We start from the raw sequence: 21407 nt of genomic DNA, 5'->3' as shown, positions 1-21407 counted from the left end.
CGACTAGGGCTATAGGGAAGCTCGACTAGTGGCAAGCGCCTTGATAAGCCGGGTTAGTAAGGTTTCCGTCGCAAGGTACGACGAGGCGCTCAATGCTGGTAACCCAAGCGCTCGGGCAGGGGTGCGGGCTGGCCCTGCCACTCCAGCGCAATATCCGCGCCTTCTGCCACGGCGCCGATCGGCCGGACATGCGAGCCCGCCGCTGCGGCCGCCGCACGCACATAGGCGCTGTTCACGGCAGGCGCGGTGAACAGCAGCACGTAGTCGTCGCCCGCCGTCATGGCCTGGAGCCTCTGTTCCAGACCATCGCCGACAGTGGCGACCAGCGCTCTGGACAGCGGCACGTCGTCGGCAGTGATGACGATCGAGACGTCGCTGGCCTTGGCCATGCGCCGCGCATCCACCAGCAGGCCGTCGGAAACGTCCATCATGGCGGTCGCCAGGGGGGCCAGCGCCACGCCCAGCGCCGGCTCGGGCATGGGGCGGTGGTACCGGTCGATCAGCCAGCCCGCTTCGGGCGTCTGGACCCGGCCTCCCGACGTCAGCAGCTCCAGGCCGAGCCCGGAATCGCCGATCGTGCCGCTGACCCACAGCAGATCGCCCGCCTGCGCCCCGCTGCGCGAGGGCACGGGGCAATCTTCCGGCCCGCGGCCGAGCGCAGTGAGCGAAAAACTGCGCGCCGAACCCTTGGGCATGCGTACGGTGTCGCCGCCGAGCAGCGGCAGCCGGAAATGCCGGCAGGCGAGTTCCAGCCCGGCCAGAAACGCGCGGTCCCAGTCCTCTTCGCCCAGAGCGTGCGACTTGAGGCAGCCGAGCGGTTCGGCGCCTTTCGCGTTCAGGTCCGAGGCGTTGACCGCCACCAGTTTCCACGCGACATCTTCGGGCGGATCGCCGGGCAGGAAATGCACGGCCTCCACCAGGGTGTCCATGGTCAGGACCAGCTTCTGTCCGCCGAGTTCGAGGACGGCGGCATCGTCCGCCAGCCCGCGCGCGGCGGGGCTGACGGCAATGGCGCGCAAGGCGTCGATGAAGGCGAATTCGCGGCTCACGCTGAGACCATGGGCCGCGCCGGGCCCCTTGTCGAGATCAGGCCTTGAGGATCATGCCGCGCGAAACACGCAGCGCGGCGCGTCAGCGGACCGACTTCGCCACGGCATCGAGCACGCCGTTCACGAACTTCGCCTCGCGCGCGTCGAAGAAGGCATGGGCCACGTCGAGATATTCGCTGATCGCAGCCGCGGTGGGCACGTCCGGGCGGGCCATCAGTTCGTAGGCGCCGGCGCGCAGGATCTGCAGCATGGTCTTGTCGAGGCGGGGCAGCGCCCAGCCTTCGGCCAGCTTGCCGGTGATCAGTTCGTCGATCTCGTCGCGGCGGGCGATCACGCCCTTCACCACGTCGTCGAAGAACGCGACTTCGGCCTTGGCGTACTGGTCTTCGTCGATTTCCGCACCCAGGCGGTGACGGTGGAACTCGTCCAGCAGCGTGGGAAGCAGGGTCGCTTCCATCTCGAACTGGTAGAGCGCCTGAACGGCCGCGAGGCGGGCGGCCGCACGGGCCTGCTTGGAATAATTCGTCATTGGCCGAGCCTTATGGAAATGGAGCGCGCATGCGCAGGAAGCCCTTCCGCATCGGCAAGGGCGACGGCGGCGGGGCCAATGGCCTCAAGCGCCGCCTGATCGAGCTGGATGAAGCTGGTGCGCTTCATGAAATCGAGGACCGAGAGGCCCGAGGCGAAGCGCGCGCGCCGCCCGGTGGGCAGGACGTGGTTCGGGCCGGCCACATAGTCGCCCACGGCTTCGGGGGTCATGCGGCCGAGGAATACCGATCCGGCATGGCGGATCTTGCGGAACAGGCTTTCGGGATCGTCGGTCGCGATCTCGACATGCTCGGCGGCAAGCGCATCGGCCAGGATCGGCGCCTGTTCCAGGCTCTCGACGACGACGATGACGCCGTATTCGTTCCAGGACTGGCGGGCGGTCGCCTGGGTGGCGAGCGCGGAAAGTTCCAGCTCCACGGCCTCGGCCACGGCATCGGCAAAGGCCGCGTCGTCGGTGATGAGGATCGATTGCGAAGTCGGGTCGTGCTCGGCCTGGCTCAGCAGGTCGGCGGCAATGCGGCGCGGTTCGTTCTTCGCATCGGCAATCACCAGGATTTCGCTGGGGCCGGCTACCATGTCGATGCCGACTACGCCGTAGAGCTGGCGCTTGGCCTCGGCCACCCAGGCATTGCCGGGGCCGGTGATGACATCGACCGGGGCGATCCGCTCGGTACCATAGGCCAGTGCGCCGACGGCATGGGCACCGCCCACGCGCCAGACCTCGTCCACGCCCGCGAGATGCGCGGCGGCGAGCACCAGGGCATTGACCTCGCCCTTCGGCGTCGGGGTGACGACGACGAGACGCTCCACGCCGGCCACTTTCGCGGGGATCGCGTTCATCAGCATCGAGGAAGGATAGGCCGCGCGGCCGCCCGGCACATAGAGCCCGGCGGCATCGACCGCGCGCCAGATCGCGCCGAGGCGCACGCCGGCTTCGTCGGTATAGTCGCGGTTTTCCGGGAGCTGGGCGGCGTGATAGGTGCGGATGCGGTTGGCAGCCAGTTCGAGCGCATCGCGCAGGGTCGGCTCCAGGCCATCGAAAGCGGCGCGGCAGGTCTCGGCATCGATCTGCCAGCCGCTCTCGTCAAGGTCGTGGCCATCGAAACGTTCGGTATATTCGGCCAGGGCGGCATCGCCGTTCTCACGCACGGCGGAGAGGATCTCGGCCACATCGCGCGCGACATCGACAGCACTTTCGCGGCGGTCGGCGACGACACGCTGGAACGCCTCGGCAAAGCCTGCGTCCTTGCTGGAAAGCCGCAGCATCAGGCGGCCGCCTCGCGCGTCCGGGCATTTTCGGCCACCAGCGCGCGGAAACGCTCGACCAGTGCGGCCACGCGCTCGTCAGTCTTGAGCGCTGCGCGATTGACGATCAGGCGGGCCGAAATGTCGAGGATGCGGCTGGTCTCGACAAGGCCGTTTTCCTTCAGGGTGCGCCCGGTGGAAACGAGATCGACGATGCGGCTCGATAGTCCCAGCGTCGGCGCCAGTTCCATGGCGCCGTTCAGCTTCACGACTTCGGCCTGCACGCCCAGCTTTTCGTAATGGCGGCGCGTGAGGTTCGGGTACTTGCTGGCGACGCGCAAGTGCGACGGCAGGGCGCCCCCGACTTCGCCTTCGCGCTCCGCCACGGAGAGGCGGCAGTGTCCGACATCGAGGTCAACCGGCGCGTAGAGGTCCGGGTAGGCGAATTCCTCGACCACGTCGGAGCCGACGATCCCGACTTGCGCCGCGCCATGGGCCACGAACGTCGCCACGTCGAAAGCGCGCACGCGGATCAGGCGCGTGTCGCTGTTCTCGCAGGCGAAAGAGAGCGCGCGAGACTTCTTGTCGTGGAATTCCGCCTCGGGCACCACGCCGGCGCGCGCCATCAGCGGCAGCGCCTCGTCGAGGATTCGGCCCTTGGGCACGGCGAATGTCAGGGTTGTCGGCATGGTGCGCGCATTTAGGCTGCCATTGCGCAAAGGGCAACCGGGGATAACGGGCGTCTGACGACCCGGCCTGTTATTCGCCTGGGGCGCGGGCCTTGATGGCAAGGGCATGGACGCGCGTTCCGGGAATGTCGCCGAGCGCGGCATTGACGAGACGCTGGCGTTGGAGGCGGGAAACGCCGGTGAAAGCAGGGGTCTCGATCTCGATGGTGAAATGCGATTCGCCGGTGCCATCGTCGCCCATATGGCCGGCGTGGCTGGCGGAATCATTGATTACCGCGAGGTGGGTGGGGGCGAAGGCGGCTTCGAGAAGCTGCCGCATTTCCTGTGCGATCGGTCCGGTCATGTCTTCCATTTAGACGCAGCTTATCCCATCTGGAAGCCGGTGAGACATTCTAGATTTCATGGCAGGGTCGAATCCGGCGGACGCGAATGCAACTGGCCGGGATGTGAGGAAGCGGGCGAGTTTCGCGCGCCGGGCGTTCGTTTGCCGGGTTTCGACGGGCCGGGCGACTATCGCTGGTTCTGCCTCGACCACGTTCGCGAGTTCAATTCGGGATACGACTATTTCGACGGCATGAGCGCGGAGGAAATCTTCCGTGCCCAGTCGCCGCTTCATGGCTGGGAAGCGCAGAGCCGTGCCTTCCGGCCGGACGCCGGCGTGGACGGAACGCCGCGGTGGGCCGATTTCGCGGACCCGCTGGAGGCGATCAGCGGGCGGGCGAGGGCCCATGTCCGGCAGCGCCAGGCCGACATGAAGCCGCAGAACATCCGCTTCACGCCGGAAGAGCGCCGCGCCCTGGAATTCCTGGGCCTGGACGGTGACATCGACAGCAAGACCCTGCGCCTGCGCTATACCCGGTTGCTCCGGCAGTATCACCCCGATCACAACGGCGGAGACCACAGCCACGCCGAGCGGCTTCAGGGCGTGGTGGAGGCCTACCAACTGCTGCGAAAGTCTTCGGCAATGGCTTCGGCCGGATAGGCGTTCAGCCGGGGGATCGAGAACTTGCGGCGGATGTGAGCCTGCTCAGGCCCCCTCCGCCTCGCAGATTTCGGCGAGTTGATCGGCGCAGGCAGACCAGCCGTCCACGAAGCCCATCTCTTCGTGCTGCTTCTTCGTTTCGCTGCTCCAGTGACGAGCCGAGGCGGTGTAGCGAGTGCCGTTGCCTTCGCTTGCCACTTCCCAGATGCCGATCATGAAGGGGCCGGAGGGCTGGAAATCGGCAGTGACGGCATCGGTTGTCACGAAGCGGCGGCCTTCCTCGTAGGCGATATAGATGCCGTTCTGCGGCGCTTCCTCACCGTCGGGGCGATACATCGTCATCCGGCAGGCGCCGCCGGCGCGCTTGTCCTGCTCATCAATCTCGACCCGCCAGGGGCGAGGGCACCACCATTCCTCCTGGCGATTGGCCATGACGTCCCAGACTTTCTCCACGGGGGCGTCGATGAAGCGCGTGATCGAGAGTTCGTTGCTGGCATCGTTCACGGACAATCTCCTCAATCGCGAATCATTCAGTCGCGGTCCGGCGCGCCGAGCGGGAAGTAGGCGCGGAAGGGTCGGGCATCCTCGACGCAGCGCGCGACAGAGGGCAGGGACAGCAGATGCGCGCGCCATTGTCGCAGGCGCGGCCTGTCTTCCGGGATGGGGTGGACCCAGTCGGCATAGAACAGCGATGGCGCCGCCGCGCATTCGATCAAGGTGACCTGATCCATCGGCGGATAGAACTGCAGCCAGCCTTCCAGCCAGGCATAGACCCTGTCGAGTTGGGCGCGCGCTTCCGCGCAGCGGGCAAGGTCGGGGTTCTTGCTGTCGCGGATATATTCGTTCACGACGATCTGCATCACGTTCATGACGTAGTTGTCGAACACGCGGTCAAGCATCCGGATCGCCGTGGCCGCATCGGGATCCTCGGGAACCAGCGTGCCGGGCGCGATGAGATGCCGGTCGATATATTCGACGATCGTCGTCGCTTCGAACAGAAGGTTCTCGCCATCGCGCAGCACCGGGAACTTGCCGAGCGGGCCGGCGGTCTGGACGACTTCGGCATGTTCGGGGTGCTCGGCATCGATAATGCGGAACGCGAAAGGCACGTCATAGGCGTAAAGCGGGATTAGCGCCTTCCAGGTGTAGGACGAGAACGGATGGCCGAAAAGTTCCAGGCTCGGTTCCGGATTCATGCGCCGGTTCCTTGCCCGTCATGACCGGCGACGGCGGCCTCGATCGCCGCGATGTCGATCTTGCGCATCGTCATCATCGCCTCCATCCCCCGCTTCGCTGCCGCGCGGTCCGGGTTGGTAAGGGAATCGCTGAGCGCCTTGGGGGTTATCTGCCAGGAAAGGCCCCACTTGTCCTTGCACCAGCCGCACATGCTTTCGGCCCCGCCATTGCCGACGATCGCATCCCAGTAACGGTCGGTTTCCTCCTGGTTCAGAGTTTCGACCTGGAAGGAGAAGGCTTCCGAATGCTGGAAAGTCGGGCCGCCGTTGAGGCCGATGCATTCGATACCCATGACCGTGAATTCCACGGTGATGACGTCGCCCTGTTTCCCGTCCGGATAGTCCGTGGGAGACTGGACGACGCGGGTGACGTGGGTGTCGGGGAAGACCGAGGCATAGAAATTCGCCGCTTCTTCCGCCGCGCCGTCGTACCAGAGGCAGACGCGGTTCTTTGCAGGGCGATCGGCGGTCATTTCTTCATCTCCCCGATCAGGGTGTTGTCCACGGCCTTGGCGGCCTTGTAGCCTTCCCGCGCCTGGAAACGCTCGGCGTAGGCGACGAAAGCGCGGCGCGGCGGCATCGTGCCGAACGTGAGCCCCCAGTCGACCGCGCTGCCGACGTAGACGTCCGCCATGGTGAAGCGTCCGCCGCAGACATAGTCGGCCTGGTCGAAATGGCTCTCCAGCGCGTTAATCGTGCGCTCGAAGTTCCCCCAGCCAGCCATCGGCTCCTGCTCGGGCGTGGGTTCGCACTTGAGGTGGCGGGAGGTGATCGCCTGTTCGACCGGGCCGGAGGCAAAGAAGGTCCAGCGGTAATAGTCCGCCATTTCGGCATCGTTCGGCAGCAGCCCGGCCTCGGGATGCATCTCCGCCAGGTAGAGGCAGATCGCCGCCGCTTCAGTGACGACCCGGTCTCCGTCTTCGGCATGGTGGACGATGGTGGGCACTTTGCCCATCGGATTGACCGCCAGGAAACTCTCCGGCTTGTCTTTCCAGTCGATCAGGATCTGCCGATAATCGGCCCCGACTTCGTGCAGCGCCCAGCGCGCGATCTGCCCGCGCGACATGGGATTGGTATAGAAGGTGTAGTCGGCCATGATCCTACTCCATCGTCCTGCTTGAAGGCGGAACAATCATGGAACATCGTTCCGCCGTCAATGGCCTTTCGTTCCTGTCGCGTCCCGGTCTTTTTTCGGGGGCCGATCGTTCGGAGACCAGAGGTTTCGGGGATCAGTCGCCTTTCGGCCCGACCAGTCCGAAGCCGGCGCCCTGAGGATCGAGCGCGACGATGATCCACTCACCGCCCGGCACTTCGTGCGGTCCCATCAGGACCTTGCCGCCATTTGCCTCCACCGCCGATTTTGCCTGTGCGATGGAGGGCACGCCGAAGTAGAACATCCAGACCGACGGCTGGCTTTCTTCCTGCCGCTGCATGATCGCGCCCAGCGTCTGGCCGTGGTGCCCGATGAAGCAATAGTCGCCCATCTCGCCCATCGACATCTTCTCGTCGAACGTGAAGCCGAAGTGCTTGCCGTAGAAGGCCATGGACCCGGCCTGGTCGGGGCTGGCGAGTTCGTTCCAGCGCACCCGCTGGTTCTCCGTGACGGAGAAGACGTCACTGGCAGCATCCGGCTTGTCGGCAGGTGGGACCGGCTTCATCAGATAGATCGGCACGCCCTGCGGATCGGCGACCATGGCGATGCGGCCGACGGGCAGGTCCGTGGCCGGCATCTGCACTTTTCCGCCCTCGGAAGTGATCGCCTCCACCGCGGCATCCACGTTCTCCACGTAGAAATAGGGGAGCCAGATCGGCCTTGCGCCGCCTTGCGCCATGTCCTCGGTAATGGCCATCGCGCCCCCGGCCATGCCGCCGTCGTCGCGAACGATCATGCGGTAGTCGAGGCCTCCTGCCTCGGGATCGGCATGAGTGGCGATCGTCCAGCCAACGACCTCGCGATAGAAGGCGGCGGCGCCCTCGATGTCGCTGGTGAGCAGTTCGTACCAGATGAAGCTTCCGACGGGATTGGCCACGGTCATTCTCCCTGTTCGGTCTGGGGCAGCACGACGACGGACTGGAAGCCGCCGAAGATCATGCGGGCGCCGTCGAACGGCATGGGGTTCTTCTCGGGGTCGAAGCGCGGGTCGGTCTTCATCAGTTCCATGAGCAGGCCCATCTGGCGATCGCGGGTGCCCTTGTCAGGCCATTCGATCCAGCTGAAGCAGACCACTTCGTCCTCCTTCGCCGCGACGGCGCGGAAGAAGTCGGTCTGCTTGCCGTGCTCGACATCGTCTCCCCAGCATTCGACGATGCGCGTGGCGCCGTACTCCATGAAGTAAGTGTCGAATTCCCGGGCGTGGGCGATGAATTTATCCTTGTTGGCGGCAGGGACGGCAATCACGAAACCATCTACGTAAGGCATGGCTATTCTCCTAAGTGGCGGGAGAGGCGTAGCTTTCGAGTTGTTCGGCAAGGGCCCGGCGGAAGGCCGGACGGTTTTCGCCGCGCGCCTTGTAGGCGGCGAGCGCGGGAAACTCTGCGAGGATCGCGGTATGGTCCAGGCTGCGCAGCACGGTGACCAGCAGGATATCGGCGATGGAGAAATCTCCGGCGATCCAGTCCTTGTCGCCGAGCGCGGTCTGGGTGGCGGCGAGGCGCGACTGCGCCAGCTTCACCGCGCTTGGCCGCGCTTCGGCTGCCCAGGGTTTGCCTGCGTGGAAGATATCGAGCGCGCCGATCTGCGCGACGAAGGGCTCCACGCTGTTGAGGGCGGCGAACAGCCAGGTGATCGCCAGCCAGCGTGCGCCGGGGTCGGCGGGCAGCAGGCGTTCGTCCTGCTCGCCCAGGTAGAGCAGGATGGCGCCGCTTTCGAACAGCTTGCGCGTGCCGTCGTCGAAGGCGGGGACCTGGCCGAAGGGTTGCCATTCCCGGTAGGCATCGGGGCGCGGGTGATAGACGTCGAGTTCCTCTACCCGGTAGTCCCGGCCCAGCTCTTCGTGCGCCCAGCGCAGGCGAAGATCGCGGACCTGCCCGCGAACCGGCGGCGGAACGTCGGCATAGGCCGTGAAGACGGTGGAAGCGGTCTCGCTTCGAGGCATCGACACTCTCCTGTTCGCATGACCACGGCCTGTGCGGCACGGCCATGAACGGCGCCCGTTGCGGGCTCCGATCGGTGTCGCCCTGGACCGGGCGATTCGTTATTGCAGGAGCCTGGGCAATCAGGTTACAAAAAGCAACTATGAAGTTGAAAAAGGAAACCGGCTCCGGGTCGAAGCGGCCGGGCGGCGCGGTGAACGAACCGGAAGATACCAGCACGCAGGCCGCATTGCACGGACGCTGGTATCGCGACGCCTGCGGCGCGGCTTTCGCCATGGAACTCGTGGGCGAGCGCTGGACCCTGCCGATCGTGCGCGAGATGATGCTCGGGCCGCGGCGCTTCAACGGGTTGCGCGCCTCGCTGCCCGGAATCAGCGCCAAAATATTGACCGAGCGACTGGGCAGTCTGGAGGCTTCGGGCATCGTGCGGCGCGCGGAACTTCCGCCGCCGGCTTCGATCAAGGTCTATGCGCTGACGGAGTGGGGACTGGCGCTGGAGCCGGTCATGCAGGAGCTGGGCCGCTGGGCGGTGCGCTCGCCGGGACACGACCCCTTCCTGCCGCTGACGCCGGTGGCCTTCATGCTTTCCCTGCGCACGATGATCGAGCCGGCGCGGATCGGTGCACTTGCCTTGCGGGTGGTGTTCGATGTGGCCGGCCAGGCTTTCGTCGGCACTTTGGGGCAGGGTGAACTGGGCATCGCCCCGGCCGGGGAAGAGGTCGGGGCTGTCGATCTGCGCTTCGCTGCGGAAACCGCGACCGATTTTCTCCCGGTGTTCTATGGCAAGCGCTCGGCCGAAGAGGCGGGGGGGCGATTGTCGATAGAGGGCGACCCGGCACTCGCTGCGCGTTTCATCGATCTGTTCGCGCTGCCGCGGAAACTCGGGCGCGCCGACGATGCAGGGGATTGAGGCCCGTCGCCCATCACAAGCGTGACCAATGCTCTTGGCGGCGGACGACCCCGACCTTTCACGGAAGCAGCGCCTGTCGGCATCGCGCCCTGGTTTTACCCATAAGCCGCAAAGCCTGTTGCGGTGCAGCGCTCGCTTGTCTACGCGAGTGCAACGATGACTGAGACCGAGACCATGAAAGCCGAGAACCGAGACGCCACTGTGCTGGCTGCTCCCGACATCGAACTCGACGTGCGCGAGACTTTCGGAATCGATATCGACTGGAAGGTGCCCGCCTTCTCCGTCGCCGACGAGCGCGTTCCGGATCTGGACGAAACTTACGTCTTCGACCCGGACACCACGCTCGCGATCCTGGCCGGCTTCGCCTACAATCGCCGCGTCATGGTGCAGGGCTATCACGGCACCGGCAAGTCGACTCACATCGAACAGGTTGCCGCGCGCCTCAAGTGGCCGTGCATCCGCATCAACCTCGACGCGCACATCAGCCGCATCGACCTGATCGGCCGCGACGCCATCGTCCTGCGCGACGGTCTGCAGGTCACCGAATTCCGCGAAGGCCTGCTGCCCTGGGCGCTCCAGCACCCGGTGGCGCTGGTGTTCGACGAATACGACGCGGGCCGCCCGGACGTGATGTTCGTCATTCAGCGCATCCTCGAAACCGAGGGCAAGCTGACCTTGCTCGACCAGAACCGCGTGATCCGCCCGGACCGCAATTTCCGCCTGTTCGCCACCGCCAACACGGTCGGCCTCGGCGATACTTCGGGGCTCTATCACGGCACCCAGCAGATCAACCAGGGCCAGATGGACCGTTGGAACCTGGTGGTCGGCCTCAATTACCTGCCCGAGCCGGTAGAAACCGACATCGTCACCAAGAAGGTGCCGCAGGTGGATGCCAAGGTCGTCGCCAACATGGTCAAGGTTGCGGACTTCACGCGCCAGGGCTTCATGAACGGCGATATCTCGACGGTGATGAGCCCGCGTACGGTGATCACCTGGGCGCAGAACTCGGCCATCTTCAACGACGTGGGCTTCGCCTTCCGCCTCTCGTTCCTCAACAAGTGCGACGAGACCGAGCGCGTGATGGTGGCCGAATACTACCAGCGCGTCTTCGGCAAGGACTTGCCCGAGAGCGTGGTCGGCAAAGTCTGACCTTCGAATTGCGAAACAGGAAAAAGGGAGGCTGCGGCCTCCCTTTTTTATGCTCGCCTAGGATCGCGACGCCTCAAGGCTTCGTCAGCTGTCCGGGTAGATGGCCTTGACGAAATAGAGCCCGTCCGGCGGCGAATTCAGGCCCAGCGCCTGCCGGTCGCGCGCTTCCAGCGCCTCGGCAACGCGCGCTTCCGTCCAGCGGCCCATGCCCACCAGCGCCAGGCAGCCGACCATCGAGCGGACCTGGTGATGCAGGAAACTGCGCGCCTCGGCCTCGATCAGCACCATCTCGCCTTCGCGCCGCACATCGAGCCGGTCGAGCGTCTTGAGCGGGCTTTGTGCCTGGCAATGGGCCGAGCGGAAGGTCGTGAAGTCATGCAGCCCGACCAGCGTCTGCGCCGCGCGGTGCATGGCGGCCGCGTCGAGCGGCTTGGGCACCTGCCAGGCCTTGCCGCGCTCCAGCGTGAGCGGCGCCCGGCGGTTGGCGATACGATAGACATAGGCGCGGCCGATGCAGGCGAATCGCGCATGCCAGTCGTCCGGCACGATCTGGCAGGCGACCACCGCGATCGGATGAGGCCGCAGCCGCGCATTCATGCCCTCCATGAACTGGAAGGGCGTGAAGGGTTTGGCGATGTCGATATGGGCTCTCATGCCCAGGGCATGAACCCCCGCGTCAGTGCGCCCGGCGGCATGCATGCTCGTGGTCTCGCCGGTAAGGGCGAAAGCCGCTTCCTCGACGCTCTGCTGCACCGAAGGACCGTGCGCCTGGCGCTGAAGGCCCATGTAGGGGGCGCCGTCGAATTCGAGAGTGAGGGCAAAGCGGGTCATCGCGCCGCCGATACAGGACTGTGCGCGGACTGCAAACGCCTTGGCTCACGGCCGCAAGCGGCGCATCCTCACGGGCGCTTCATGGGAGAAGGCAGGATGAGCGACGAAAGGACTATCGCCGAGCGGCCCCGCTTCGAGACGTTTCGCGGCGGCGCGGCGCTTTCGCTGGACGAATGCGGCTGCATGACCCTGGCAGGTGAGGCGCCGAACATGCTCGCGGCGCTGCCGCTCTTCGCGAGCGCCGGGCCGGAAACCGGGGAACGGGTGGACGTGCCCTATCGCCGGCCGGGCATGAGCCTGGCGCGGCTCCAGTTGAAGAGCGGCTTCGCCTTGCCGCTGCACAGCCATGACTGCGATTGCCTGTACTATATCGTCGCGGGCAGCGTCGAACTCGGCACCGAAACGCTGTCGGCAGGCGACGGCTTCTTCGTGGGCAGCGAGGTGCCCTATGCCTATGTGGCCGGACCGGAGGGCGCGGAAGTCCTGGAGTTTCGCGCTACCGACAGTTTCGACATCCGGGTGCGCGACAAGTCGCCGGCAGGCTGGGCCCGCGCCGCCGAACGGGTCCGCGACGCGCAAGCCAGATGGGCGAACGAGCCGCCGCCCGCTCCCCGTCTCTCTGGCGGCCAGTTGCCCGAGCGCCAGGCGCCCGAGCCGTCGTGACGATCAGCCGAGGCGCGTGCCTGCCGGTATCGGCCGGCCGCGCAGCAGGTCGGCCGTGTCCATAGCAGGCTTCCCGGCGCGCTGGATGCGGGTCACGCGGATGGCGCTGTCGGCACCGCACGCCACGGTGAGCGCTTCGTCGAGCGTCAGGCCAGGCTCGCCCGAACCTTCGGCGACGTCGGCCGCCAGCACTTTGTAGCGCTCACCCTCCAGTTCGAAGAACGCGCCGGGCGCGGGCATGAAGGCGCGAACCTGACGCTCGACCTGCTCGGCGGTCTGCGTGAAGTCGAGCCGGGCATCGGCCTTGTCGATCTTTTTTGCGTAAGTGACGCCGTCTTCCGGCTGGGAAACGTGGCGATGGACGGCCAGGTCGCGCAGCGTGCCGACCATCAATTGCGCCCCTTTTTCCGCCAGTTCGCTTGTCAGCTCGCCCGCCGTCTTGCGCTCGATCGTGGTGCGCAGGGTGGACAGCATCGGCCCGGTGTCCAGCCCGGCCTCCATCTGCATGATGGTGACGCCGGTGGTGGGATCGCCGGCGAGGATCGCCCGCTGGATCGGCGCCGCCCCGCGCCAGCGCGGCAGGATCGAGGCGTGGATGTTCAGGCACCCCAGGCGCGGCGCGTCCAGCACCGCCTGCGGCAGTAACAATCCGTAAGCGGCGACCACGGCAATGTCCGCCTCCAGCGCGGCGAATCGGTCCTGTTCCTCTGCGCTGCGCAGCGAGACGGGGTGCCGCACTTCGATCCCGCGCATCTCCGCTTCCTTGTGCACGGGCGAGGGCGTCAGCTCCTTGCCGCGCCGGCCACCGGGGCGGGGGGGCTGGCTGTAGGCCGCGACGATCTCGTGCCCGGCCTCCACCAGCGCGACCAGCGCGGGCACTGCGAAGTCGGGCGTTCCCATGAAGACGATACGCATGGTGTGGGGAAATCTCCGAAACACTTCCTCTAAGGCTCCGGAGGCCCTATCCCCGGCGCCATGGCATCGCAAGAGATCGAGACGCTTACGGCCGCGCTGTCGCGCCTTCCCGGACTTGGCCCCCGTTCCGCGCGGCGGGCCGTGCTCTGGCTCATCAAGCGGCGCGAGACCTCGCTGGTGCAACTGGTGGAGGCACTCGGCGCCGTGAAGGAAGCGCTGGTAGAGTGCGCGACCTGCGGCAATATCGACACGACCAACCCTTGCGGCATCTGCGCCGATCCGCGCCGCGACGCCGGCTCGCTCTGCGTGGTGGAGGAAGTGGCGGACCTCTGGGCGCTCGACCGGGCGCGGCTCTTCACCGGGCGTTATCACGTCCTCGGCGGTCGTCTTTCCGCGCTTGACGGCGTGCGCCCGGAAGATTTGACGATCGACCGGCTGCTCGTGCGGGTGGAGGCCGGCGGCATCGACGAAGTGGTGCTGGCCATGAATGCGACGCTCGAAGGGCAGACCACGGCGCATTACATTGCCGAGCGTCTTGAAGGGCTTCCGGTGCGCATTACCCAGCTTGCCCACGGCCTGCCGGTGGGCGGTGAACTCGACTATCTGGACGAGGGTACGCTGGCCCAGGCGATCCGTGCACGGCGGCCTGTGAGCTAGCCGATCACTGTCATCGAAGCGTCCATCTTGCGAAAAACCGCCATCGCGACTATCTGCGCCCCATGGCTATCCGTGAAATCCTCGAAGTTCCCGATCCGCGTCTCAAGCAGGTTTCGGTCCCCGTCGAAAAGTTCGACGACGAGCTCAATACGCTCGTCGAGGACATGTTCGAGACCATGTATGACGCACCGGGCATCGGCCTGGCCGCCATCCAGGTGGGCGTTCCCCTGCGCGTTCTGGTGATCGACCTTCAGCCGGACGACGAGGATGCCGAGCCGGAAGTGTGCACCGCTCACGGTGATCATCACCACACGCACCAGCCGACCAGGAACGAGCCCCGGATCTTCATCAATCCGGAAATCCTCGATCCTTCGGAAGAGCATACCGTCTACCAGGAAGGCTGTCTCTCGGTCCCAGAGATCTATGCCGACGTGGAGCGCCCCTCGCGCATCCGTGCCCGCTGGCAGGACCTCGACGGCACCGTGCACGAGGAAGACATGGAAGGCCTGATGGCCACCTGCCTTCAGCACGAGATGGACCATCTCGAAGGCATCCTCTTCATCGACCACCTCTCGCGCCTGAAGCGCCAGATGGCGCTCAAGAAGCTGGACAAGCTGCGCAAGGCGGCGTGATTTCCGCTTCGGTGGAAAATCCCCGATAAGGGCTGGCGTTCCTGAAACGTTCCGGATAGGCTTCCGGAATGGAAATCGCTGTCGCCGCACTTTTCGCGCTCGTTGTCGGTCTTGGTGCCGGCTGGTTCTTCGGGTCCCGACCTGCCGCCGAATGGCGGCAGCGGCATGAGACGCGCGACCGTGAGGCGCGCGATCTCGACGAGCGCTTCCGGGCAGCGATTCGCGACCTGGCAGGCGCCACGGAGCGCGCCAGCCGGGCCGATGACCTTGCGGCATCGCTGGAACGCACCCGGGCCGAACATGGCCTGGCGGTGGACCAGCTGCGCAAGGACCATGGGGAGACGGTTGAGCGCCTGCGCTTCGAGCATGTCGAGATTCTGGACCGCACGCGCGGCGAATTGACCCAGGTTCTGGAACGCACGCGGTCCGAGCATGCCGGTCTGGTCGATGGCTTGCGCCGCGAGCAGCGCGAACTGGCTTCCGAACTCGCGACGCTGCGCGAAAAATCCGCCAATTTCGACGAACAGAAGCGGCTTCTGCTGCAAGCGCAGGAAGCGCTGCGCAAGGAATTCGAGAATGCGGGTGCGAAGGTGCTCGCAGGGGCGCAGGATGCTTTCCTGCGCCGCGCCGGGGCGCGGTTCGAGGAGAGCGAGAAAGCCAATGCCGAGCGCATCGCCACGCTGCTGGCGCCGGTCGGCGAGCGCCTCAAGTCCTACGAACTGCAGGTATCCGCGCTCGAGGCCAAGCGGGTCGATTCGTTCGGCCAGCTCACCGGCCTGATCCAGTCGATGCGCGAAGGGCAGGAAAAGGTGCGCGAGGAGGCGCAGCGGCTCGGCAATTCTCTGCGCAATGCCCCCAAGGCGCGAGGGCGCTGGGGCGAGCAGCAGCTTCGCAATGTGCTGGAGCAATGCGGTCTTGCCGAGCACACGGACTTCGTCACCGAGCATTCGATCGACACCGAGGAAGGCCGACTGCGGCCGGACGCGATCGTCAACATCCCGGGTCAGAAGCGCCTGGTGATCGATGCCAAGGTCTCGCTCAATGCCTATCAGGAGGCCTTCGAGGCGCAGGACGAAACGACTCGTGACGCCGCGCTGCGCCAGCATGTCGCCTCGATGCGCAATCACGTCCAGACCCTGGGCGCCAAGAGCTATCAGAGCCAGTTCGAGGACGCGCCGGATTACGTGGTCATGTTCGTGCCGGGCGAGCACTTCGTGGCCGCTGCACTGGAGCAGGATCCCGAACTCTGGGACTTCGCCTTCCGCAACCGCGTGCTGCTGGCCACGCCGACCAATCTCGTCGCCATCGCCCGCACCGTGGCACAAGTCTGGCGACAGGACGGCCTGGCGCGCGAGGCGCGCGAGATCGGCCGGATGGGCGGCGAACTCTACGACCGGTTGGCCACGGCCAGCGAGCACATGAAGCGCGTGGGCGCGGGTCTCGAATCGGCGGTGAACAATTACAACAAGTTCGTAGGCAGCTTCGAACGCAACGTACTCAGTTCGGGCCGGCGCCTGCGCGACAAGCACATCGAGATCGGCAAGCGTGAGATCGACGACGTGCCGCAGATCGAATCAATGCCGCGCTATGGTGCCGAAGCCGTGGCCGAGGAGATCGAGGCCATTGCCGAGACCAGGCCCGCCGTAGAGGATAATCCCCTGTCGGAAGCGGCCGAATAGGCCTCAGCTGCCGTCAGCGGTGCGTGTCGGTCGTTCGATGGGGCCGCCTTCGCGAACCAGTTCGGCCGTGTGCCCGCTCGATTGCAGGATCATGTGATTGCCCTCGACGGCGAAGCGGGGCGTTGCGACGAGCAGGGCGTTCACGGCCTTTTCCTGGTCCCAGGCGGGAACGGTGCAGGTCATTTCGGTAAGGGCGAGGGGCCCGGCGATCAGGCGCTCCTCGTCGATGCGCCAAGGGCCGTCCATGCGGTTGCAACCGACCTGAACGCCCACCTTGCGTCCTTCGAAGGTCAGGCGCGCATCCGTGGACTCGGGGCGTTGCCCGTCGATCAGGGCAAAGCGCCAGGTCGTGCGGGCCAGGGGCGAATCGTCGCCCTGTATGGAACAGGCAGCGAGGGGCGACAGGAGGCAGAGAGATAGCAGAGCGGCACGCATGATGCGGCGCACTCTACACGTCCCAGATGATGCCCGGATGAACGCCCTTTTCAGTTACCGTCCTGACGATGGGGTCCGTTAAGGTGTGCCAGGGCTTCGTAGGCCAGCACGGCACCCGCCACGGCGGCGTTCAGGCTGTCCGCCCGCCCGCGCATGGGAATGGTGACGCGCAAGTCACAGGCTTCCTCATAAGCTTGCGGCAGGCCCTGCGATTCGTTGCCGACCATCAGGAAGCACGGCGCGGCGTAAGGCGCCTGGCGATAATCCGTGGGATCCCGCAGCGAGGCCGCGACGAGCTGGCCATCGCCGGCCCGCAACCAGTCCTGGAATTCGTCCCACCGGGCGATCGCGATCTTTTGCGTGAAGATCGCCCCCATGCTGGCGCGCACCGCTTCGACCGAAAAAGGATCGGCGCAGTCGTCAAGCAGGATCAGCCCGCCGGCACCGACGGCATCGCCCGTTCGCAGCATCGTTCCGAGGTTGCCCGGGTCGCGCAGGGCCTGTGCCACCAGCCAGATCGGGGCCGAAGCGCGGTCTAGATTGGCAATGCGCGTGTCGAACTCGGCGAAGACGCCAGCGACGGCCTGCGGATTGTCCTTGCCGGTGACCTTGGCGAGAATTTCCTCGTCCATTTCGACGATATCGCCGCCAGCCTCCGCGACAGCCTGTTCGAGCGCATCGAGAAGAGGGTGTGGTTCGCGGCCGATAGCCATGACGAGCATCTCCGGCACGATGCCGCATTCGCGGGCATCGGTCAGAAGGCGCAGGCCCTCGGCCAGGAAGCGCTGCTCCCGCTTGCGGTGCTTCTTCTCGCGCAGAGAGCGCAGGAATTTGACCAGCGGGTTGGAGAATCCGGTAATGGTGCGGCGGTAGACCGCGCGGTCGGAAGGCGTCATTCTTCGCCGAAACCGTCACGCACGAGCGTGGCGAGGACCGCAAGCGCATCCTGCGCGCCTTCGCCCTGGCAGGCGATCTCGATGCTGTCGCCCTTGGCGGCACCGAGCATCATCAGCCCGAGAATGGAATTGCCGGCCGCTTCGGTCCCGTCCTTGCCGACGGTGACCAGCACGGATTCCGGCAGTTCGGCGACGTGGTTGACGAACTTGGCACTGGCGCGGGCATGAAGGCCGCGCTTGTTGACGATCAGCACCGTCTCACGCGCAGCGCTCATGCGGCGTCCTGCCCGAGGTATTCGCTGGCGATCGTGATGTAGTTACGCCCGGCATCGCGCGCGGCTGCGGCAGCGTCGCGCACGGACATGCAGGCACGCGCCTTGGCGAGGCGAATCAGCATGGGCAGGTTGATTCCGGCGATCACTTCGACTTTGCCGGCCTGCATCAGCGAGATCGCGAGATTCGAGGGCGTGCCGCCGAACAGGTCGGTGAGGATGATGACGCCTTCGCCGCTGTCGACGGCTGTGATCGCTTCGGCAATCTCGCTGCGACGGCGCTCCATGTCGTCGTTGGGACCGATGCAGACGGTGGCGACCGCGGACTGGTCACCGACGACGTGCTCCATCGCGTGTACGAATTCCTCGGCAAGATTGCCGTGAGTGACCAGGATCATGCCGATCATGCTGGGGTTAGGCTCCGAATTTCCTGCGAATGCGACCGGGTTATATAATCTTCTTTCACGCCACCGGACCCCTTCGAGAATTTCCCCCCTCGAGCAGATCAGCAGCCCGCGAGCCCAGGTTGCGATGCAACAATGTGGGCGAAAAACCCGCTTCGCGCAAGGCCGCTGCCATCTGCTCGGCGGTAAAAACGGAGCGGTGTCGCCCTCCGGTACACCCGAAGGCAATGTGGAGATAGGCCTTGCCCTGGGCGCGATACCGCGGAAGCAGGAGCAGCAGAAGGTCGCGAATCCGCGCAAATGCTTCGTCGAAAGCAGGGTCTTTGCGGATATAGTCGCCCACCGGGGCGTCCTGTCCGGTCATCGGGCGTAACTCCGAATCCCAGTGCGGGTTCTCCACGAAGCGCATGTCGAAGACGAAGTCGGCCAGCGGGGGCATTCCGCGTGAGAAGCCGAAGCTGGACACCGTGATCGTCAGGTCTTCCGGCTCGTCAGTGGCGAACCGCTCGCGAATCGCGCGTTGCAGGTCGTTAGACGTGAACTCCGTGGTTTCTATCAGGATGTCGGCCCAGCGGCGCAGCGGCGCCAGCAGTTCGCGCTCGGCCCGAATGCCGCTGTCCACCGGTGCGTCGGCCGCCAGGACATGGCGCCGGCGGGTCTCGTTGAAGCGGCGCTCCAGCTCCTTGCTCGAACAGTCGAGGAACAGCGTGGTGACTTCCAGATCCGCGCGTTCGCCCAGCGCTTTGACCTGTGCGATGACCCGCTCCGGATTGAAACCGCGGGTACGGCAATCGAAGCCGATCGCGAGCGGCGATGGGTCGTCCGAGGGTTTGCCCTCGATCATGCGCTCCAGCAGACGGACCGGGAAATTGTCGATGATTTCCCAGCCGAGATCCTCCAGCACCCGCAGGACCGTGGTCTTGCCGGCACCGAGCATGCCGGTCACCAGCAACACTTTCTGTCGGCGGGCGGGCTGAGTCGGGTCGAGAGGGGCCGGGGAAGCCGCTCCGGGGGGGAGATCGTCCTGCATCCGGGGCTGTTTGCGCCCCGGCGCGGGGAAAGAAAAGGGGCGATCTTACAGGTTTGTCACCCGGTGAGACCATAATGCAACAACGCCAGCTCAACCTTCAGCGCCAGGGGCCCGGCATCGGGCCAAAGGCGCAGCGCAGGTATGGCGATGCCGCCGAGGTCGATGGTATCCGCTGCTTCGATGAAACGCGGCGCGGCGGGGTCGAGCGTGACCAGCAGGGCCACCGGCGCCTCGTCGGCGCAGGGGAAGGGCAGAATGCCGAGATTGCGCACTTCCACCAGGCCCCGCGTGTGGGGGTGCGGCCGCGCCCAGAGGCGGCCGCTTGCCGCTTGCAGCAGAATGCCGTCGTCCCCCACCAGACGGGCGCCGCGGTCGATGAGCGCGAGGGCCAGGCCAGACTTGCCCGTGCCCGATGGCCCTTCGATCAGCACTGCGCGGTCCCCGATGGCGACGCAGGTGGACTGCCGGGCGAAAGGCGCGGTCATCTTCATTCCCCCTGCCACGCGGGCAGCGAAAGGAGCAGCCGTGCGCCATGCGTGCCGTCCGTGCGGTCCGTGGCGCGCAGCTTGCCGTAATGCGCCTCCACGATGGTGCGGGCGATGGCCAGGCCCAGGCCCGAATGCTTGCCGAACTCCTCGCTGTTCGGCCGCAGCGAATGGAAGCGTTCGAAGATGCGCTCGCGGGCGGCTTCCGGGATGCCGGGGCCGTGGTCGGACACGGAGAGAGTGACGCGGCCCTCGCTGCGGCCCACCGCGACTTCGATCGGCGTGCCGCCCGGCGAAAAGGAGATGGCGTTGTCGAGCAGGTTCTGGAGCACGCGTTCCAGCCGCGACGCGTCGCCGGGAACCAGGAGGTCGCCGTCGGCCTCGCGGATGATGCGGACCGGGCAGGCGCCGTTGACGCCGCGCTGCTCACGCTCCGCGACGAGCGCGCGGACGAGGCGGAGCATGTCGACCGGCTCGAACGTCGTGCGGCTGAGCTCCGCATCGATGCGGCTGGCATCGGCGATTTCGGTGACGAGGAAATCGATCCGCCGCACGTCGTCCTTGGCGATGCCGATCAACTGGCGCCGCAAGGAAGGCTCATCGACGCGGTCGAGATTCTCGAGCGCGCTGCGCAGGCTGGTGAGGGGGTTTTTCAGTTCGTGGGCGACATCGGCCGCGAAGCTCTCCACCGCGTCGATGCGCTGGCGCAGGGCGCCGCTCATGTCCGAGATCGCGCGGGCCAGCAGGCCGATCTCGTCGCGGCGGTCGGGCAGGCGCGGCACGATCACGCTGCGGTCGCGGCCGAGCCGCACGCGCACGGCGGAGCGGACCAGCTTGCGGAGCGGCTCGACGATGGTGCGCGCCAGGAACAGCGAGAGCAGGATCGAAACGGTGAGCGCAGCGCCGACGATGATGGCGAGCGTCTGGCGGGCCATGCGCACGTTTTCGGTAATGTCGCGCGCGTTGCGGGTGACGAGCAGCGCCTCTCCGCGGTGCCCGACCGGGGTTGCGGCGATGATCACCGGTGTACGGTCTGGCGCGGCCTTGTGGCTGACTTCGGTGCGTCCGCTGGCAAGAGCAGCAGCCACTTCCGGCCAGGCGGAGGCGCCGGCGCCGGGCGCATCGTGGTAATCGGCGACCGGCGGTGAGCCGAGGACCCAGTCCATGCCCTTGTCCAGCGCGCGGGCGGCATCCTGGAACCAGGGCTCCGTGGCGGGATCGATGAGGGTGTAGGAGGGCCTGGCCAGCGTGAAGCTGTCTGCCGCGAGCTTGCCGTTGCGGTCGAACAGGCGCAGGCGCAAGGCCTGGCCGGAGCCGATGCGGGCGATCAGGTCGCGGCGGCGTTCGGCCTGTTCGCCGTTCAGCGTGATGGCGACGACTTCGGCTTCCGCGCGGGCCAGGCGGAAGCGTTCGTCCAGCAATTCGCGGCGGTAGCTGTCGATGTAGAACAGGCTGCCCGCCAGCAGGGCCAGGGCGATCACGTTCACGGCGAGGATGCGCGCCGTCAGGGAGACGCGCCAGGACAGGCCGAGCCTGACCGGCAGAGGGGCCTTGCGCCGCTTGCGGGTGGGGCTGGACATCACGGCCGGGCGGAGGGGTGCAGAGGC

At 66.2% G+C, this 21407-nt stretch carries 28 protein-coding genes; 7 read left to right on the top strand and 21 right to left on the bottom strand.

The window, feature by feature from the left end; all coding sequences use genetic code 11:
- Positions 1 to 89: 89 nt before the first annotated feature.
- The 5 genes from thiL to AC1VV3_RS03595 all read right to left on the bottom strand — a co-directional run bounded on the left by thiL (position 90) and on the right by AC1VV3_RS03595 (position 3875).
- Positions 90 to 1049: a thiamine-phosphate kinase gene (gene thiL / locus AC1VV3_RS03615; protein ID WP_482961956.1), complete on the bottom strand. Its 960-nt coding sequence runs from the start codon at positions 1047 to 1049 to the stop codon at positions 90 to 92.
- 82 nt (positions 1050 to 1131) lie between these two features.
- Positions 1132 to 1578, bottom strand: a complete 447-nt coding sequence (gene nusB / locus AC1VV3_RS03610) for a transcription antitermination factor NusB (protein ID WP_134093033.1) — start codon at positions 1576 to 1578, stop codon at positions 1132 to 1134.
- Positions 1575 to 2864 (bottom strand): histidinol dehydrogenase, encoded by a 1290-nt coding sequence (gene hisD / locus AC1VV3_RS03605; protein WP_431567046.1) that lies wholly within the window; start codon positions 2862 to 2864, stop codon positions 1575 to 1577. Before hisD ends, nusB begins: the two co-directional genes overlap by 4 nt.
- Positions 2864 to 3532, bottom strand: a complete 669-nt coding sequence (gene hisG, locus AC1VV3_RS03600) for an ATP phosphoribosyltransferase (protein WP_132263134.1) — start codon at positions 3530 to 3532, stop codon at positions 2864 to 2866. Before hisG ends, hisD begins: the two co-directional genes overlap by 1 nt.
- 70 nt (positions 3533 to 3602) lie before the next feature.
- A complete protein-coding gene (locus AC1VV3_RS03595; RefSeq protein ID WP_207912811.1) occupies positions 3603 to 3875 on the bottom strand; it encodes a BolA family protein in 273 nt (90 codons plus the stop codon).
- A 39-nt stretch (positions 3876 to 3914) separates the two neighbouring features.
- Here AC1VV3_RS03595 and AC1VV3_RS03590 point away from each other — a divergent pair, with 39 nt between their 5' ends.
- A complete protein-coding gene (locus AC1VV3_RS03590; RefSeq protein WP_132263131.1) occupies positions 3915 to 4514 on the top strand; it encodes a J domain-containing protein in 600 nt (199 codons plus the stop codon).
- A gap of 45 nt (positions 4515 to 4559) precedes the next feature.
- Here the strand turns inward: AC1VV3_RS03590 and AC1VV3_RS03585 are convergent, their stop codons facing one another.
- From AC1VV3_RS03585 to AC1VV3_RS03555, 7 genes are all read right to left on the bottom strand, one after another.
- The gene (locus AC1VV3_RS03585; RefSeq protein ID WP_482961955.1) at positions 4560 to 5018 is read right to left on the bottom strand and encodes an SRPBCC family protein; all 459 of its coding nucleotides are present in this window, start codon (positions 5016 to 5018) and stop codon (positions 4560 to 4562) included.
- Positions 5019 to 5044: 26 nt separating this feature from the next.
- Positions 5045 to 5710 carry a glutathione S-transferase family protein gene (locus AC1VV3_RS03580; RefSeq protein WP_431567044.1) on the bottom strand — a complete coding sequence of 222 codons (666 nt, stop codon included), beginning with the start codon at positions 5708 to 5710 and terminating at the stop codon, positions 5045 to 5047.
- Positions 5707 to 6222 (bottom strand): VOC family protein, encoded by a 516-nt coding sequence (locus tag AC1VV3_RS03575; protein WP_431567043.1) that lies wholly within the window; start codon positions 6220 to 6222, stop codon positions 5707 to 5709. The genes AC1VV3_RS03580 and AC1VV3_RS03575 overlap by 4 nt, the downstream gene beginning before the upstream one ends.
- Positions 6219 to 6845 (bottom strand): glutathione S-transferase family protein, encoded by a 627-nt coding sequence (locus AC1VV3_RS03570; protein ID WP_431567042.1) that lies wholly within the window; start codon positions 6843 to 6845, stop codon positions 6219 to 6221. The genes AC1VV3_RS03575 and AC1VV3_RS03570 overlap by 4 nt, the downstream gene beginning before the upstream one ends.
- A gap of 133 nt (positions 6846 to 6978) precedes the next feature.
- Positions 6979 to 7785 carry a VOC family protein gene (locus AC1VV3_RS03565; RefSeq protein WP_431567041.1) on the bottom strand — a complete coding sequence of 269 codons (807 nt, stop codon included), beginning with the start codon at positions 7783 to 7785 and terminating at the stop codon, positions 6979 to 6981.
- Positions 7782 to 8168: a DUF1428 domain-containing protein gene (locus AC1VV3_RS03560; protein ID WP_134093027.1), complete on the bottom strand. Its 387-nt coding sequence runs from the start codon at positions 8166 to 8168 to the stop codon at positions 7782 to 7784. The genes AC1VV3_RS03565 and AC1VV3_RS03560 overlap by 4 nt, the downstream gene beginning before the upstream one ends.
- 10 nt (positions 8169 to 8178) lie before the next feature.
- Positions 8179 to 8844, bottom strand: coding sequence for a glutathione S-transferase family protein (locus AC1VV3_RS03555; protein WP_431567040.1), 666 nt, complete (start codon positions 8842 to 8844; stop codon positions 8179 to 8181).
- Between the two features lie 140 nt (positions 8845 to 8984).
- Between AC1VV3_RS03555 and AC1VV3_RS03550 the strand changes: the two genes are divergently transcribed.
- Together AC1VV3_RS03550 and cobS are read left to right on the top strand one after the other, a co-directional pair.
- Positions 8985 to 9752 carry a winged helix-turn-helix transcriptional regulator gene (locus AC1VV3_RS03550; protein WP_465128102.1) on the top strand — a complete coding sequence of 256 codons (768 nt, stop codon included), beginning with the start codon at positions 8985 to 8987 and terminating at the stop codon, positions 9750 to 9752.
- Positions 9753 to 9908: 156 nt separating this feature from the next.
- Positions 9909 to 10901: a cobaltochelatase subunit CobS gene (cobS, locus tag AC1VV3_RS03545; protein WP_132263117.1), complete on the top strand. Its 993-nt coding sequence runs from the start codon at positions 9909 to 9911 to the stop codon at positions 10899 to 10901.
- A gap of 84 nt (positions 10902 to 10985) precedes the next feature.
- Here cobS and truA read toward each other — a convergent pair whose 3' ends face one another.
- Complete coding sequence (truA, locus tag AC1VV3_RS03540) at positions 10986 to 11732, bottom strand: tRNA pseudouridine(38-40) synthase TruA (RefSeq protein WP_431567038.1); 747 nt, start codon at positions 11730 to 11732, stop codon at positions 10986 to 10988.
- A 96-nt stretch (positions 11733 to 11828) separates the two neighbouring features.
- On the opposite strand from truA, the gene AC1VV3_RS03535 reads away from it, so the two are divergent.
- Positions 11829 to 12395, top strand: a complete 567-nt coding sequence (locus AC1VV3_RS03535; RefSeq protein WP_243654073.1) for a cupin domain-containing protein — start codon at positions 11829 to 11831, stop codon at positions 12393 to 12395.
- 3 nt (positions 12396 to 12398) lie between these two features.
- On the opposite strand, the gene fmt is transcribed toward AC1VV3_RS03535, so the two are convergent.
- Entirely contained in the window at positions 12399 to 13310 is a 912-nt protein-coding gene (fmt, locus tag AC1VV3_RS03530; RefSeq protein WP_431567037.1) for a methionyl-tRNA formyltransferase, read from the bottom strand.
- Positions 13311 to 13370: 60 nt separating this feature from the next.
- Here fmt and recR point away from each other — a divergent pair, with 60 nt between their 5' ends.
- From recR to AC1VV3_RS03515, 3 genes are all read left to right on the top strand, one after another.
- Positions 13371 to 13967: a recombination mediator RecR gene (gene recR, locus AC1VV3_RS03525; protein ID WP_132263112.1), complete on the top strand. Its 597-nt coding sequence runs from the start codon at positions 13371 to 13373 to the stop codon at positions 13965 to 13967.
- Positions 13968 to 14029: 62 nt separating this feature from the next.
- A complete protein-coding gene (gene def, locus AC1VV3_RS03520) occupies positions 14030 to 14599 on the top strand; it encodes a peptide deformylase (protein WP_431567036.1) in 570 nt (189 codons plus the stop codon).
- A gap of 68 nt (positions 14600 to 14667) precedes the next feature.
- Complete coding sequence (locus AC1VV3_RS03515; protein ID WP_431567035.1) at positions 14668 to 16278, top strand: DNA recombination protein RmuC; 1611 nt, start codon at positions 14668 to 14670, stop codon at positions 16276 to 16278.
- A 3-nt stretch (positions 16279 to 16281) separates the two neighbouring features.
- On the opposite strand, the gene AC1VV3_RS03510 is transcribed toward AC1VV3_RS03515, so the two are convergent.
- The 7 genes from AC1VV3_RS03510 to AC1VV3_RS03480 form a co-directional block, all read right to left on the bottom strand.
- Positions 16282 to 16713, bottom strand: coding sequence for an META domain-containing protein (locus tag AC1VV3_RS03510; RefSeq protein ID WP_431567034.1), 432 nt, complete (start codon positions 16711 to 16713; stop codon positions 16282 to 16284).
- A 50-nt stretch (positions 16714 to 16763) separates the two neighbouring features.
- Positions 16764 to 17609 carry a TrmH family RNA methyltransferase gene (locus AC1VV3_RS03505; protein ID WP_431567033.1) on the bottom strand — a complete coding sequence of 282 codons (846 nt, stop codon included), beginning with the start codon at positions 17607 to 17609 and terminating at the stop codon, positions 16764 to 16766.
- The gene (locus tag AC1VV3_RS03500; protein ID WP_132263103.1) at positions 17606 to 17884 is read right to left on the bottom strand and encodes an HPr family phosphocarrier protein; all 279 of its coding nucleotides are present in this window, start codon (positions 17882 to 17884) and stop codon (positions 17606 to 17608) included. Before AC1VV3_RS03500 ends, AC1VV3_RS03505 begins: the two co-directional genes overlap by 4 nt.
- Positions 17881 to 18288: a PTS sugar transporter subunit IIA gene (locus AC1VV3_RS03495; protein ID WP_132263101.1), complete on the bottom strand. Its 408-nt coding sequence runs from the start codon at positions 18286 to 18288 to the stop codon at positions 17881 to 17883. The genes AC1VV3_RS03500 and AC1VV3_RS03495 overlap by 4 nt, the downstream gene beginning before the upstream one ends.
- A 55-nt stretch (positions 18289 to 18343) precedes the next feature.
- A complete protein-coding gene (rapZ, locus tag AC1VV3_RS03490; RefSeq protein WP_243840873.1) occupies positions 18344 to 19222 on the bottom strand; it encodes an RNase adapter RapZ in 879 nt (292 codons plus the stop codon).
- Between the two features lie 149 nt (positions 19223 to 19371).
- A complete protein-coding gene (locus AC1VV3_RS03485; RefSeq protein ID WP_431567032.1) occupies positions 19372 to 19800 on the bottom strand; it encodes an HPr kinase/phosphorylase in 429 nt (142 codons plus the stop codon).
- Positions 19801 to 19802: 2 nt separating this feature from the next.
- Complete coding sequence (locus AC1VV3_RS03480) at positions 19803 to 21380, bottom strand: sensor histidine kinase (RefSeq protein ID WP_132263097.1); 1578 nt, start codon at positions 21378 to 21380, stop codon at positions 19803 to 19805.
- Positions 21381 to 21407: the final 27 nt, after the last annotated feature.

The organism is Novosphingobium sp. BL-S-34, from assembly GCF_056857015.1.
Note: the sequence above shows the minus strand (reverse complement) of the source record. Positions and strands in the feature narration are given on the sequence as shown.